This window comes from Klebsiella sp. C239 (genome assembly GCF_048822715.1).
Taxonomy (GTDB): Bacteria; Pseudomonadota; Gammaproteobacteria; order Enterobacterales; family Enterobacteriaceae; genus Klebsiella; species Klebsiella quasipneumoniae.
This window is the reverse complement of sequence record NZ_JBMEZK010000008.1, coordinates 136,074-151,104: the sequence shown is the minus strand read 5'-3', so window position 1 is coordinate 151,104 and position 15,031 is coordinate 136,074. Positions and strand designations below refer to the sequence as shown.

13 protein-coding genes are annotated in these 15,031 nt (G+C 53.4%); 9 read left to right on the top strand and 4 right to left on the bottom strand.

Annotation, left to right across the window (positions count from 1 at the left end; all coding sequences use genetic code 11):
- Positions 1–62 precede the first annotated feature (62 nt).
- From ACOI6Z_RS20485 to yjeJ, 3 genes are read left to right on the top strand one after another with little or no spacing between them, the layout of a single operon-like run.
- Positions 63–1,349: an HlyD family secretion protein gene (locus tag ACOI6Z_RS20485; RefSeq protein ID WP_044525177.1), complete on the top strand. Its 1,287-nt coding sequence runs from the start codon at positions 63–65 to the stop codon at positions 1,347–1,349.
- Entirely contained in the window at positions 1,342–3,465 is a 2,124-nt protein-coding gene (locus ACOI6Z_RS20480) for a peptidase domain-containing ABC transporter (protein WP_048296459.1), read from the top strand. Before ACOI6Z_RS20485 ends, ACOI6Z_RS20480 begins: the two co-directional genes overlap by 8 nt.
- Before the next feature lie 14 nt (positions 3,466–3,479).
- Complete coding sequence (yjeJ, locus tag ACOI6Z_RS20475; protein ID WP_044525175.1) at positions 3,480–4,343, top strand: YjeJ family protein; 864 nt, start codon at positions 3,480–3,482, stop codon at positions 4,341–4,343.
- Positions 4,344–4,397: 54 nt separating this feature from the next.
- Here the strand turns inward: yjeJ and ACOI6Z_RS20470 are convergent, their stop codons facing one another.
- From ACOI6Z_RS20470 to ACOI6Z_RS20460, 3 genes are all read right to left on the bottom strand, one after another.
- On the bottom strand, positions 4,398–4,751 hold the full coding sequence (locus ACOI6Z_RS20470; RefSeq protein ID WP_044525174.1) for a DUF4156 domain-containing protein: 354 nt from the start codon (positions 4,749–4,751) through the stop codon (positions 4,398–4,400).
- 259 nt (positions 4,752–5,010) lie between these two features.
- Entirely contained in the window at positions 5,011–6,657 is a 1,647-nt protein-coding gene (groL, locus tag ACOI6Z_RS20465) for a chaperonin GroEL (RefSeq protein ID WP_025712596.1), read from the bottom strand.
- Between the two features lie 37 nt (positions 6,658–6,694).
- Positions 6,695–6,988 carry a co-chaperone GroES gene (locus tag ACOI6Z_RS20460; RefSeq protein WP_004152420.1) on the bottom strand — a complete coding sequence of 98 codons (294 nt, stop codon included), beginning with the start codon at positions 6,986–6,988 and terminating at the stop codon, positions 6,695–6,697.
- A gap of 233 nt (positions 6,989–7,221) precedes the next feature.
- Here ACOI6Z_RS20460 and yjeH point away from each other — a divergent pair, with 233 nt between their 5' ends.
- A complete protein-coding gene (yjeH, locus tag ACOI6Z_RS20455) occupies positions 7,222–8,472 on the top strand; it encodes an L-methionine/branched-chain amino acid transporter (protein WP_064155431.1) in 1,251 nt (416 codons plus the stop codon).
- 50 nt (positions 8,473–8,522) lie between these two features.
- Here the strand turns inward: yjeH and ACOI6Z_RS20450 are convergent, their stop codons facing one another.
- On the bottom strand, positions 8,523–8,999 hold the full coding sequence (locus ACOI6Z_RS20450; protein ID WP_023291691.1) for an FxsA family protein: 477 nt from the start codon (positions 8,997–8,999) through the stop codon (positions 8,523–8,525).
- 337 nt (positions 9,000–9,336) lie between these two features.
- Here ACOI6Z_RS20450 and aspA point away from each other — a divergent pair, with 337 nt between their 5' ends.
- The 5 genes from aspA to ACOI6Z_RS20425 all read left to right on the top strand — a co-directional run bounded on the left by aspA (position 9,337) and on the right by ACOI6Z_RS20425 (position 14,990).
- The gene (gene aspA, locus ACOI6Z_RS20445) at positions 9,337–10,773 is read left to right on the top strand and encodes an aspartate ammonia-lyase (protein WP_004177762.1); all 1,437 of its coding nucleotides are present in this window, start codon (positions 9,337–9,339) and stop codon (positions 10,771–10,773) included.
- Positions 10,774–10,887: 114 nt separating this feature from the next.
- Positions 10,888–12,189, top strand: a complete 1,302-nt coding sequence (locus ACOI6Z_RS20440; RefSeq protein WP_023291690.1) for an anaerobic C4-dicarboxylate transporter — start codon at positions 10,888–10,890, stop codon at positions 12,187–12,189.
- Positions 12,190–12,283: 94 nt separating this feature from the next.
- On the top strand, positions 12,284–12,607 hold the full coding sequence (gene cutA / locus ACOI6Z_RS20435) for a divalent cation tolerance protein CutA (protein ID WP_004206404.1): 324 nt from the start codon (positions 12,284–12,286) through the stop codon (positions 12,605–12,607).
- Positions 12,583–14,379 carry a protein-disulfide reductase DsbD gene (locus ACOI6Z_RS20430; protein WP_065813297.1) on the top strand — a complete coding sequence of 599 codons (1,797 nt, stop codon included), beginning with the start codon at positions 12,583–12,585 and terminating at the stop codon, positions 14,377–14,379. Before cutA ends, ACOI6Z_RS20430 begins: the two co-directional genes overlap by 25 nt.
- A 35-nt stretch (positions 14,380–14,414) precedes the next feature.
- Positions 14,415–14,990: a transcriptional regulator gene (locus ACOI6Z_RS20425; RefSeq protein WP_032429251.1), complete on the top strand. Its 576-nt coding sequence runs from the start codon at positions 14,415–14,417 to the stop codon at positions 14,988–14,990.
- The last annotated feature ends 41 nt before the right edge of the window (positions 14,991–15,031 follow it).

Here is a 15,031-nt window from a genome sequence, read left to right as displayed (position 1 = left end):
TCAGCCGACTATTAAATAAGGCCTGGAGTTTCAGGCCTTTTAACTTCTCGTAAGTGAATACCATGTTGAAAAAAATCTATCGCAAGGAAGCGATCGAATACAAAAAGCATCACTGGAAAGGAAAGGCTTTGCTGCTAGCAGGGCTTCCAGCATGGCTTATTGCATTACTTTCTTTTGCCTTTTTAGCCATTCTAATAACCACCACAATATTTTGTACCTTTACCCAACGCATTGATGTTCGTGGGGAAGTTATTACTTTACCTCATTCTGTCAATGTTTATGCGCCACAGCAAGGGTTTGTTATTTCCCAATATGCAAAAGTCGGTGACCTTGTCGCCAAAGGACAGTCTTTATATGAAATTGACATCTCCCGAAATACAACAACAGGCAACGTCAGTACGGCGCAAATAGAAGTCATTAATGAAAAGATTGCGAACGCTGAAGATATCATCACCAAACTTTCTCATAATAAAGAAGAAACTCGCTTATCTTTAGATAAACAGCTAAAAACCATCAATGATTCGTTAAAAGAAACTAACCGCATGCTGGTTAATGCGCAGACTGGTTTAAAGAAAATGCATGATAATCTTTCCAGTTACGATAAATATCTTCGTGATGGCCTTATCACCAAAGATCAGTATAACTATCAGCATTCATTATACTTTCAACAACAGAGTACCTATCAGTCTTTGGTCAGTCAGAAAATGCAACTGGAATCCCAGGTAACCCAGTTAAATAGCGATAAAATCACAAAAACGGCAGATTTTGACAACCAAATATCATCTCAGGAAAACCAGATTAATGATTACAAAAACCAGTTGGTTGAATCAAATGCCAATGGTAATGTCATTATTAAAGCAACCACAGAAGGACGCATTGAATCGCTGGCTGTAACAAAAGGACAAATGGTCGACAAAGGCAGCAGTTTAGCGCAAATCAAACCCACTGGTGATATAGAATATTATCTTATTTTATGGTTACCTAATAATAGCATACCTTATGTCAAACCGGGTGATGTCATTAACATCCGCTATGATGCTTTCCCATCCGATAAATTTGGGCAATTCCCGGGAAAAATACTTTCAATATCTTCGGTCCCGACATCCCGACAGGAACTGTCTGAATACACTAATGTTAATAATGGAACGAATCAGCAGGAACTGGCACTCTATAAAACCATTGTCAAAATTGAAAACAAAACCTTTAATTACAATGGTAAAACGCTTTCGCTTTCGAATGGACTGAAGGCTCAAGCCGTTGTATTTCTCGAAGAGCGCCCACTTTATATGTGGATGTTTACCCCTGTGTATAAGATAACTCAAAGCATTACTGGGCCAATCCATGACTAACGAACTGTTCAAAACCATTGTTGCAAAGCTAAATTTTTCTCTGGTTAACAAAACGCCTGTTATTCTACAGTCAGAATCATCGGAATGTGGAGTTGCCTGTCTGGCGATGGTCTGTGGTTATTATGGGTTAAATATCGATTTATTTAATTTTCGTCAACGATTCGGTAGCCCCTCACAGGGCTCCTCACTGCTGTCTCTAAGCAAAACAGCCGAGCAGGCTGGTTTAAAAAACCGTGCGCTAGCGCTCGACCTCGATGAAATAAAACAGCTTAAGCTTCCCTGCATCATCCACTGGGGAATGAACCACTATGTAGTCCTTACAAAAGTAAAGAAAAACGGATTTGTGATTCACGATCCCGCGCTGGGTAAACGAATCATTGGCATCAGTGAGATGTCAAATAATTTTACCGGCGTTGCGCTTGAACTCTGGCCTGATCATAACTTCCAACAAGAGGAGGCGAAATCCCGTTTACGACTCCTGGATTTAATGCATAAAATTGTTGGTTTAAAATCGGCGCTGATTAAGATCTTTGCTTTCTCTGTTGTGGTAGAAGCGATTGGCCTCCTGTTGCCTATTGGTACACAGTTAGTAACTGACCATGTCATTATGGCGCACGATGAAAGTTTACTCTCTGTTATTTGTATTGGTTTAATATTTTTTACGCTATTCCGCACGTTTATTAGCATGCTCCGAGCATGGACGTCGTTAACGTTGAATACGTTGACAAACATTCAATGGAAAACAACGCTATTCGATCATTTGGCAAGTTTGCCATTATCTTTTTTCGAGAAAAGACACTTAGGTGATATCCAGTCTCGTTTCTCGTCTCTGGATACCATTCGTTCAATTTTTACCAACAGTATTGTCACTGGCATCATCGATTCGATAATGACGATCGGTTTGTTAGTCATGCTGACATTATATGGCGGCTGGTTAGTCTGGGTCGTCATTGGCTTTACCGTCTGCTATGCGATTATGCGCTTCGCTACCTATAGTTTTTATCGACGCGTAACGGAAGAGCAGGTCGTTAAAGGGGCACGTGCTAACTCTCACTTTATGGAATCACTTTATGGCATTTCCACGATCAAAGCATTAAATTTAAAAGAACGTCGCTCGCAGCATTGGCTGAATCTTAACGTTGATGCCAGTAACGCAGGTATTAAGCAAACTCGCTTTGATATGATGTTTGGTGGGATTAATACCTTTATCACCTCTATCGATCAGGTGGTGGTACTGTGGTTGGGTGCCATTATGGTAATTGATAATGAGATGACGCTCGGTATGTTTATGGCATTTAATGCTTATCGAGGCCAGTTTTCTCAACGTGCATCGAATCTCATTGATTTGGTGATGCAGCTTCGTATGCTCTCGCTTCATAATGAACGTCTATCTGAAATCGCCTTTAGCGAACCGGAAAAAGAACTTCCATCCCGACGTGTGTTTACAGAAAACACCGGCGTGAAACTTGAAGTCAGGAACCTGAGTTATCAATACGATCCTTTTTCACAACCCATTTTTACCAATCTGAATATAACGGTTGCCCCAGGCGAGTCTGTCGCGCTAATTGGCCCATCTGGCGTTGGCAAAACCACGCTGTTGAAAGTCATGTGCGGTTTGCTTTCACCTGACTCCGGCGAAATACTGGCGGATAATCTGGAGATTCAAAAAATTGGTTTAAATAACTATCGTCTCGGTATCGCCTGCGTACTTCAGGAGGATCGTCTCTTTTCAGGTTCACTTATCGATAATATCAGTGGTTTTGATGATAACCCCGATTTGGAATTCGTAATGGAATGTGCCAAACATTGCAACATCCATGATGAAATCATGAAGATGGCGATGGGATACGAAACCATTGTCGGCGAACTGGGGCTGGGCATTTCCGGCGGTCAAAAGCAGCGTATCCTGATCGCTCGTGCTTTGTACCGTAAACCGAGTATTCTGTTTATGGATGAGGCAACTAGTCACCTGGATCTCAGAAATGAGTCGGTCATCAATCAGTCGATTTCAGCGTTAAGTATCACCCGAATTATTGTCGCGCACCGGCCATCAACCATTGCATCAGCCGATCGCGTTATTGACCTCTCACAATCGAAGTCGATGGCTACCGCTTAATAAAGGAGAAGATTATGCAAGGAACGTTTATTGGTTTTAATACTGCAGGAATTACTTTTGAAGAGCGTTTCCTGGCGCTGTTACTTAAGGTCAAGAAAGCGAATGATACCTGTGAGATTTTCTATCTTCAGGCACCCGTATTATCCGACCTGCTTCTGATATTGCAAAGTAGAATGGCCTTAATTTTTCAGCGACTTGAAAATAAAGGCGAGGCTTACAAAGATGAGATTATCGCTTATAACGAAACACTCGTAACCCATATCCCCACGGTAGAAATGGCTGAAATACAACAGCCTTCTCCTGAGCGGCGTATAATGTCTATTACGCTTAAACCTGGCGAAACGCAGTCAACGCTGATCCTGGTATTTCAGGATGAGCAAATTAAGACGTTAACTATTGATGACCGACAGGTTGAAGCCCTGATAATCGGTATTCAACAGGCATTAAAAACAGTCGGCGATCAGGAACTTATCCAGTATTTAAGTTCAAATATGGATTTTTTAATGTGCTACAGCGTCGACTTAACTACTCAGCCGAATATTGATTACCAGCAGTATCCCCAGGAAGAATGGAAGCTAAACCTGTTTTCCCATTATCTGGGCGTGCTCTATTGCTGCGAGACGGACGAAGGCAAGAAAATTGTCTCCGGAGCGGTGGTAAAAACCAGTGCGCCACATTTATCTGAAATGGAAAACAGCGTGGTAGTACGCCTTATTGAGAAAAGCCCCAAGCTTAAGGCGATGCACACGGCGCTGGCGCCATGCCAAATCTTCAGTACCATTATTCCTTCCCAGCCAGGAAGAATGCTCAGCCTGGAAGAGTGTCTGCGTCCCCTGCATGCCTTCTATCTGGAGAAGAAAGCGGAGCTTAACGCCTGACCCTCTTCTACCGGTCACGCCTCTCTCTACGCTCGCAGAGAGAGGCATCGCGCATCAGTTCGGGCACTTATAAACCTGGCCGTTCATCTCGCTGTCGGTGGGCACAAAGCTCGACAACAGATTTTGCGTCGGGCTGCTGACGCCATAAATCACGTTGCCGCCCATGGCTGCTGCCTGGTTACGCAGAGCGTTCGCCGCACCGCGCATGGAGCCACCCTCATCGCCATTCTGGCCGGAGAGCCAGTTGCTCTGTTTACCCGTCGCGGTCCCTAACAGCTGACACTCTGCGCCCGGCTTATCCTGCACGAAGCGCACATTCTGGCCGGCAGAGGTTAATTCATTGCTGGAACTGCAACCTGCCAACAGTAAGGCTGCGCCGACAATCCCTGCTAAATATTTTACCTGCATGTTAATCCCCATGATCGATGAGCTGGACGCACTGGCCCGGATGTAAACCTGTCATCCTTCAAACTGCGTCGGCATGAGCCGCTTTCATTCCTTAGCCGGTCGCGCTAGTTAGTCGCTTCCGATACGGAGGTGCTTGCCGCTCTGATGCAGCTTAAATGATTTTTATGTATAAGCCTTATACTAAAAAGCGCGCCAAAAGAAAAACCCCCAGCCATTACTGGCCAGGGGTTTCTGCTTTTTTATGCCGTAGAGCGCACGATTACATCATGCCGCCCATACCGCCCATGCCGCCCATACCGCCAGCAGCACCTAAATCAGGCGCGTCGCCTTTCGGCAGGTCGGTCACCATGCACTCGGTGGTGATCATCAGGCCAGCCACGGAAGCCGCGTACTGCAGTGCAGAACGGGTGACTTTGGTTGGGTCCAGGATACCGAAGTCGATCATGTTGCCGTATTCTTCAGTTGCCGCGTTATAACCGTAGTTACCGTCGCCGGCTTTCACGTTGTTCGCCACAACAGACGGCTCTTCACCGGCGTTGGACACGATCTGACGCAGCGGCGCTTCCATTGCGCGCAGCGCAACTTTGATACCGACGTTCTGATCTTCGTTCTGACCGGTCAGGCCAGTGAGTTTCGCTGCAACGCGAACCAGCGCTACGCCGCCGCCAGCCACCACGCCTTCTTCAACCGCAGCACGGGTTGCGTGCAGGGCGTCGTCGACGCGTGCTTTTTTCTCTTTCATTTCAACTTCGGTAGCCGCACCGACTTTGATTACTGCCACGCCGCCAGCCAGTTTAGCGACACGTTCCTGCAGTTTTTCACGGTCGTAGTCGGAGGTCGCTTCTTCGATCTGCTTACGGATCTGAGCAACACGGCCCTGGATTGCGGATTCTTCGCCAACGCCATCGATGATGGTGGTGGTGTCTTTGTTGATAACCACGCGTTTCGCCTGGCCCAGGTCTTCCAGAGTCGCTTTTTCCAGCTCCATACCGATCTCTTCAGAGATAACGGTACCGCCAGTCAGAGTGGCGATATCCTGCAGCATAGCTTTACGACGGTCGCCGAAGCCCGGTGCTTTCACCGCAGCCACTTTAACGATGCCGCGCATGGTGTTAACCACCAGGGTCGCCAGCGCTTCGCCTTCAACGTCTTCAGCGATGATAACCAGCGGTTTGCCCGCTTTCGCTACGGCTTCCAGAACCGGCAGCATTTCGCGGATGTTGGAGATTTTTTTGTCAGCCAGCAGGATGAACGGGCTTTCCAGCTCAACGGCACCGGTGTCCGGCTTGTTGATGAAGTACGGAGACAGGTAGCCACGGTCGAACTGCATACCTTCAACTACGTCCAGTTCGTCTTCCAGACCAGTACCGTCTTCAACGGTGATCACGCCTTCTTTACCAACTTTATCCATCGCTTCCGCGATCAGTTTACCGACGGTTTCGTCGGAGTTAGCGGAGATAGTACCAACCTGAGCAATCGCTTTAGAGTCGGAGCACGGTACGGACAGCGCTTTCAGTTCTTCAACAGCAGCAACGACAGCTTTGTCGATACCACGTTTCAGATCCATCGGGTTCATGCCCGCAGCAACAGCTTTCAGGCCTTCGTTCACGATAGCCTGAGCCAGTACGGTTGCGGTGGTGGTACCGTCGCCTGCCGCGTCGTTCGCTTTAGAGGCAACTTCTTTCACCATCTGCGCGCCCATGTTTTCGAACTTGTCTTCCAGTTCGATTTCACGTGCAACGGAAACACCATCTTTGGTGATGGTCGGCGCACCGAAGGACTTATCCAGAACCACGTTACGGCCTTTCGGGCCCAGGGTTACTTTAACTGCATCTGCCAGTACGTTTACGCCGCGCAGCATTTTTACACGAGCGTCGTTACCGAATTTTACGTCTTTTGCTGCCATTTCTTATATTCCTCAAATTCGTTCAGGGTCGTGCGAATTAAGCTTCAACAATTGCCAGGATGTCGCTTTCGGACATGATCAGCACTTCTTCGTTGTCAATCTTCTCAGTCTTCACGCCGTAGCCATCGTTGAAAATCACGATGTCACCAACTTTAACGTCCAGCGGCTGCACGGTCCCGTTTTCCAGGATGCGGCCTTTACCGACAGCGATGATTTCGCCACGCGTTGACTTAGCTGCTGCAGAACCGGTCAGAACGATGCCGCCCGCAGATTTGGTTTCAACTTCTTTACGTTTGACGATCACACGATCATGTAACGGACGAATACTCATTGATAGCTCTCCTTCGAGAAAGTCATTATCAGTTATGGGTGACGCCGGGCCGAACGCGGTTTACCGGCTAGTGCAGAGAGAGATGGGGATGGCCATTTCCCGCTTCAAGGGCAAAATTAAAAAAAAATTTTTACCTTTGCGCTGGCGCGCAAAAAGCGGCGCCACCGGGCAACCGGTCATAAGGAAAAGCGATTGTGATACTCTCTTTCTTTTCACTGGCGCAGGATGGAATCATGAGTGGTTTAAAACAGGAGTTAGGGCTGGGACAGGGAGTCGGGTTGCTTTCCACCTCACTGCTGGGCACCGGCGTTTTCGCCGTTCCGGCGCTGGCGGCGCTGGTCGCTGGCGATAACAGCCTGTGGGCATGGCCGTTGCTTATCCTCCTTGTTTTTCCGATTGCCATCGTCTTCGCCCTGCTGGGCCGCCATTTCCCCAGCGCGGGCGGCGTGGCCCACTTTGTCGATATGGCCTTTGGCCCACGTCTGGCCAGCGTCACCGGCTGGCTGTTTTTATCGGTTATCCCGGTCGGACTCCCCGCAGCCCTGCACATCGCCACCGGCTTCGGTCAGGCGCTGTTCGGCTGGCATGATGCGCAGCTGCTGCTGGCGGAGCTGGGTACCCTGGCCATCGTCTGGTGGGTCGGTTCACGTGGCGCCAGCTCCAGCGCCAACCTGCAGACGCTGGTTGCCGTGCTGATCGTGGCGCTGATCGTCGCCGTCTGGTGGCGCGGTGGCATAAGCCCGGCGCAGATCCCCTTCCCCGCCCCGGCGGAGATCGACCGCGGCCAGCTCTTCTCCGCGCTGTCGGTGATGTTCTGGTGCTTTGTCGGCCTGGAAGCCTTTGCCCACCTCGCCTCGGAGTTTAAACACCCCGAGCGCGATTTTCCCCGCGCGCTGATGATAGGCCTGCTGCTTGCCGGCTCGGTCTACTGGGCCTGCACCGTGCTGGTGTTGCACTTCCACGCCTTTGGCGAGGAGATGGCGGCGGCGGCGTCATTACCGAATATCGTGGTCCGCCTGTTCGGCGTCGAAGCGCTGTGGGTGGCCTGCGTCATCGGTTACCTCGCCTGTTTCGCCAGCCTCAACATCTATATTCAGAGCTTCGCCCGCCTGGTCTGGTCGCAGGCGCAGCATAAGCCACAGAGCTACCTCGCGAGGCTGTCGCCGCGGCAGATCCCACGCAACGCCCTCAACGCCGTGCTGGGCTCCTGCGTGGTCAGCACCTTGTGTATCTATTTTCTCGATATCAATCTGGACGCGCTGATCGTCTATGCCAACGGCATTTTCATCATGATCTATCTGCTGTGCATGCTGGCGGGCTGTCGTTTGCTGCGCGGGCGCTATCGGCTGCTGGCGGCGGTGGGCAGCATTCTCTGTCTGCTGCTGCTGGCGATGGTCGGCTGGAAGAGTCTGTACGCGCTGGTGATGCTGGCGGTGCTGTGGTTGTTTTTACCGAGACGTAAGCTGGCGACAGGAAGCGCATAGGCGCAAAAAGAAAGCGGCCCGGTCGCGTCTGCAGACCGGGCCGATAAACGTTAATCGCGGCGATCGTCCTTGTGGTCCAGACGGTCGCGCTGTTCATCCTTGCGCTGGTATTCCCCTTCGAAGGTCTCTCCGCCGCCAGTCCCGGCGCTAAAGCCGCCACCCGGCATCCGGCTGAAGCGCAAATGCGGCATCAGCTTCATCGTCAGGTGCTTCTGCACCGGGGGCAAAAGCAGCAGCAGGCCGAGGAAGTCGGTAAAGAACCCCGGGATCAACAGCAGCAGGCCAGCGATAATCAGCGAGACGCTCTTGATCATCTCCGCCGCCGGGCTCTCGCCCGCGGCCATCTTCTGCTGCATCAGCAGGAAGTTTTTGAAGCCCTGGTTGCGCACCAGCGACATCCCCACCACCGAGCTAAAGATCACCAGGATCAGCGTCATAAAGACGCCCAGCACGTGCGCGACCTGGATAAAGATCGATATCTCAATGTAAACGTAAAGAAAAAAGGCAATAAACGGAATCCAACGCACCGGCGTCTCCTTCATCGACAGGCGCCGAATTCGGCCCCCGTAGTCATCAATTTGCTGATCGCATCCCACTAAGATGGGGATGCTGAGCGCCTTTTCAATCAGCGGAAATGCTTATTTTTTCCAAGAATAGGAAAGCGGTGACCCATTTCACAGATTAATAAATCTTCTCACACCCGCGATGTAATAAGTGATCAAGCTTACTGATATTCGCTATCATCAGCATATGATCTTGGGCACCGGGCCGGTTAAGGAAATAATCGTCGGCCAGAAAATATACTGAATCCTGGATATTCTGTGTATTTGGTGAATTCATTGGCAGCTTGAAAAGAAGGTTCACATGTTAAACAACATTCGTATCGAAGAAGATCTGTTGGGCACCAGGGAAGTTCCCGCGGACGCTTACTACGGCGTTCATACTCTGCGAGCGATTGAAAACTTCTACATTAGCAACAGCAAAATCAGCGACATACCAGAATTCGTGCGCGGCATGGTGATGGTGAAGAAAGCCGCCGCGCTGGCGAACAAGGAGCTGCAGACCATTCCTAAAAGCGCGGCAAATGCGATTATCGCCGCCTGTGACGAAGTCCTGAATAACGGCAAATGCATGGACCAGTTCCCGGTCGATGTCTTCCAGGGCGGGGCCGGCACCTCCGTAAACATGAACACCAACGAAGTCCTGGCAAACATCGGCCTCGAGCTGATGGGCCACCAGAAAGGCGAATACCAGTACCTGAACCCAAACGATCACGTCAACAAATGCCAGTCCACCAACGATGCCTACCCGACCGGGTTCCGCATTGCGGTGTATGCCTCTATCCTCAAGTTAATCGATGCGATTAAGCAGCTGGGCGAAGGTTTCCAGGCGAAAGCCGAGGAGTTCCAGGACATCCTCAAGATGGGCCGCACCCAGCTGCAGGACGCGGTGCCGATGACCCTCGGTCAGGAGTTCCATGCCTTCAATGTGCTGCTCAATGAAGAGACCAAAAGCATTCTGCGCACCGCGGAGCTGCTGCTGGAAGTGAACCTGGGCGCAACCGCCATCGGCACACGCCTCAACACCCCGGACGGTTATCAACAGCTGGCGGTGCAGAAGCTGGCGGAAGTGAGCAACTTACCGGTCGTTCCGGCGGAAGATCTGATTGAAGCCACCTCGGACTGCGGGGCGTACGTCATGGTTCACAGCTCGCTGAAACGCCTGGCGGTGAAACTGTCCAAGATCTGTAACGACCTGCGCCTGCTCTCTTCCGGACCGCGCGCGGGCCTCAACGAAATTAACCTGCCTGAGCTGCAGGCTGGCTCTTCTATTATGCCGGCGAAGGTAAACCCGGTGGTGCCGGAGGTGGTCAACCAGGTCTGCTTTAAAGTGATCGGCAACGACACCACAGTGACCATGGCCTCCGAAGCCGGGCAGCTGCAGCTGAACGTGATGGAGCCGGTGATCGGCCAGGCGATGTTCGAGTCTATCCACATTCTGACCAACGCCTGCTACAACCTGCTGGAGAAATGCGTCAACGGCATTACCGCCAACAAAGCGGTGTGCGAAGGTTACGTCTATAACTCCATCGGCATCGTCACCTACCTCAACCCGTTTATCGGCCACCACAATGGCGATATCGTCGGCAAGATCTGCGCCGAAACCGGGAAGAGCGTGCGGGAAGTGGTGCTGGAGCGTGGGCTGCTGACGGCGGCGGAGCTGGATGACATTTTCTCCGCGCAAAACCTGATGCATCCCGCTTATAAAGCGAAGCGTTATACCGATGAAAGCGAACAGTAATCTTTCCGGATAGTCATTCAAAGGCATGTCAGCGATGACATGCCTTTTTGCTTTTTAGTTTTACTAAAATACAACAATCCAATATCAACTTGTTAAAAAACAAGGAAGGCATATATGTTTGGTGCAGAACTGGTTATTGTCCTGCTGGCGATTTATCTCGGCGCCCGGCTCGGCGGCATCGGTATCGGCTTTGCCGGTGGCCTTGGCGTCCTTGTCCTGACGCTTATTTTTCAAATTAAACCGGGTGCGATCCCCTTCGACGTTATTGAAATCATTATGGCGGTGATTGCCGCTATCGCCGCCATGCAGGTCGCAGGCGGAATGGATTACCTGGTCAGCCTCGCCGAACGGATGCTGCGTCGCCACCCGAAATATATTACCTTCCTTGCCCCGCTGGTGACCTGGTTTATGACCGTACTCGCCGGCACCGGCCATACCGCCTTCTCCACGCTGCCGGTGATCACCGAAGTGGCCAAAGAGCAAGGCATCCGTCCGTCCCGTCCGCTGTCGATTGCGGTGGTGGCCTCCCAGATAGCGATCACCGCTTCGCCCATCTCCGCCGCGGTGGTGTTCTTTGCCGGTATCCTGGAGCCGCTGGGCGTTAGCTACCTGATGCTGCTGGCCATCTGTATTCCGGTCACCCTGCTGGCGGTGATGCTCACCGCTATCGTCTGCAATTTCCTCGGCTGCGAACTGAAAGACGACCCGGTTTACCAGGAGCGGCTGGCCAAGGGTGAGGTCAGACTGCGCGGCAGCCAGGTGTTTGAGCTGAAGCCGCACGCCAAACGTTCCGTTCTGCTGTTTCTGATCGGCATCGTGGCGGTGATGTTCTACGCCACGGCCATCAGCGATACCGTCGGTCTGATCAAAAACCCGGTACTACCGCGTAACGAGGCGATCGTGGTGTTTATGCTGACCATCGCCACGCTGATCAGCATCACCTGCAAAATCGACACCGGCGAAGTGCTCAATGCCAGCACCTTTAAGTCCGGCATGAGCGCCTGCGTCTGCGTGCTCGGCGTCGCCTGGCTGGGGGATACCTTCGTTAAAGCGCATATCAGCGATATCCAGGCCGTGGCCGGCGACCTGCTGCATAACTACCCGTGGCTGCTGGCGGTGGTGCTGTTCTTTGCCGCCACGCTGCTCTACTCGCAGGCGGCCACCACCAAAGCGCTGATGCCCGCCGCGCTGATGCTGGGCGTGAGCCCTCTCACTGCCATCGCCTCGTTTGCCGCCGTCTCCGCCCTTTTCGTTCTCCCGACCTACCCCACCCTGCTGGCGGCGGTCGAAATGGATGACACCGGCTCCACCCGCATCGGTAAATACGTCTTCAACCACGCCTTCCTGATCCCCGGCGTCATCGCCATTACGCTGTGCGTGATCCTCGGGTTTATTTTTGGCGGCATCATGCTGTAAATCTCTTCAAATTCGGGCCAGATCCTGGCCCGTTTCGTTAATCCTCCCCACCTTGCGTGCTATAGTGCCTCTTTTCGCTGATACGAGGTTCATGATGACTACGCCTGATGCTGTTGTTGTGCTCTGTACCGCGCCGGATGAAGCGACCGCCCAGGATCTGGCGGCAAAAGCGCTGGCCGAAAAGCTGGCCGCCTGCGCCACGCTCCTGCCGGGCGCCACCTCGCTCTATTACTGGGAAGGGAAGCTGGAGCAGGAGTATGAAGTTCAGATGCTGCTCAAAACCGATCTTGCCCATCAGCAGGCGCTGCTGGACTGCCTGAAGTCTCACCACCCGTATCAAACCCCTGAACTGCTGGTTCTGCCCGTCACGTATGGAGACAACGATTACCTCTCATGGCTTACCGCATCTTTACGCTGATCCTGCTGCTGTGCAGCGCGTCAGCCACCGCCGGGTTATTCGACGCGCCGGGGCGCTCGAACTTCGTGCCTGCTGACCAGGCCTTCGCCTTTGACTTTCAGCAGCAACAGCATGACCTCAACCTGAGCTGGCAAATCAAGGATGGTTACTATCTTTATCGTCAACAGTTTACCTTCCGCGCCGCCGGGGCGACGATCGCCGAACCGGCGCTGCCGGCGGGCGAGTGGCATGAGGATGAGTTTTACGGCAAAAGCGAGATCTTTCGTCAGCGCCTGACTGTCCCGGTCACGGTGAAGCAGGCGGACAAAGACGCCACCCTCACCGTCACCTGGCAGGGCTGCGCCGATGCCGGATTCTGTTATCCGCCGGAGACCAAAGTGATCCCGCTGAGCGCCGTGCTGGCGGCTTCGGCAGATGGCCGGGCGACCACCATTGCCCCTGCGCCGCCGGCGAGCAGCCGTCCGGCGTTCAACCCGCCGCTGCCGGTTGAGCCGCGTCCGGTCCCGGAGGTCGCCACTTCACCTGCGCCTGCCTCAGCGCCGCCCGCTGACGCCCCCGCCCGCCTGCCTTTCACCGCCCTGTGGGCGCTGCTGATAGGCATTGGTATCGCCTTCACCCCCTGCGTGCTGCCGATGTATCCGCTGATTTCCGGCATCGTGCTGGGCGGCAAACAGCGGCTTTCCACCGCGCGCGCCCTGCTGCTGGCCTTTATTTATGTCCAGGGGATGGCCTTAACCTATACCGCGCTGGGGCTGGTGGTAGCCGCCGCCGGGCTGCAGTTCCAGGCGGCCCTGCAGCACCCGTATGTGCTGGTGGGTCTGTCGGCAGTGTTTATACTGCTGGCGCTCTCCATGTTCGGCCTGTTCACGCTACAGCTGCCCTCCACGCTGCAGACCCGACTGGCGCTGCTCAGCAATAAGCGCCAGGGCGGCTCGCCCGGCGGAGTCTTTGCGATGGGCGCTATTGCCGGGCTGATCTGCTCCCCCTGCACCACTGCGCCGCTGAGCGCCATCCTGTTATTTATCGCCCAGAGCGGTAATCTGTGGCTGGGCGGCGGCACGCTGTACCTCTACGCGCTGGGCATGGGCCTGCCGTTGATTCTCGTCACCGTGTTTGGCAACCGTCTGCTGCCGAAGAGCGGCCCGTGGATGAGCCATGTGAAGACCGCCTTCGGATTCGTGATCCTGGCTCTGCCCGTTTTCCTGCTGGAGCGCATCCTCGGCGACCAGTGGGGATTACGTCTGTGGTCAATGCTTGGCGTCGCCTTCTTCAGCTGGGCGTTTATCACCTCGCTGGGCGCGACCCGGTCGTGGATGCGGCTGGCGCAAATCATTCTTCTTGCCGCCGCGCTGGTCAGCGCCCGTCCGCTGCAGGACTGGGCGTTTGGCGCCCCGGCGCTCGAGCAGCAGGCGCATCTGGCCTTCACCCGCGTCAGCTCGGTAACCGAGCTTGATCGGGCGCTGGCGCAGGCAAAAGGCCAGCCGGTGATGCTCGATCTCTACGCCGACTGGTGTGTAGCCTGCAAAGAGTTTGAAAAATACACCTTTCGTTCACCTGACGTGCAGCAGGCGCTGAAAGGCGTCGTGTTATTACAGGTTGATGTGACAAAAAACAGTCCGCAAGACGCCGCGCTGCTGAAGCGCCTGCAGGTGCTCGGTCTGCCGACGATCCTGTTCTTCAACGCGCAGGGCCAGGAACAACCCGACCGGCGGGTCACCGGCTTTATGGATGCTGCGGCATTCAGCGCCCATTTGCGCGATTGGCAAGCGTGAGCGACACTTTAGGAGGAAAGATGGAGGAGAACACCGTGCTACGTGAAGACGTCCTGGCAGAAGCCATTAAAATTCTTGAAATTGAAGGTATCGCCAACACGTCGCTGGAGATGGTCGCTGAGCGCGTGTCCTGTCCGACGAGCGACCTGAAACGCTTCTGGCCCGATCGCGAAGCGCTGCTCTACGACGCGCTTCGCTATCTGAGCCACCAGGTGGATGCCTGGCGCCGTCAGCTGCTGCTGGACGACACCTTAAGCGCAGAGCAAAAGCTGCTGGCGCGCTATAGCGCGCTTACCACCTGCGTCAGCAACCAGCGCTACCCCGGCTGTTTATTTATCGCCGCCTGCACCTTCTATCCGGATGCCCAGCACCCGATCCACCAGCTGGCGGAACAGCAGAAGCAGGCTTCGCTGGCCTACACCCATGAGCTGCTGACCCAGCTGGAGGTGGATGATCCGGAAATGGTCGCCAAGCAGATGGAGCTGATTGTCGAGGGCTGTCTGAGCCGTCTGCTGATCAAGCGTAGCCAGACGGATGTCGATACGGCGCGGCGGCTGGCAGAAGATATTCTGCGCTTCGCCCAGTGCCGTATGGGCGGGGCCTTAACCTGATTCTGATATCCTAACCGCCACGTCGCGCCTATAATTTCCCC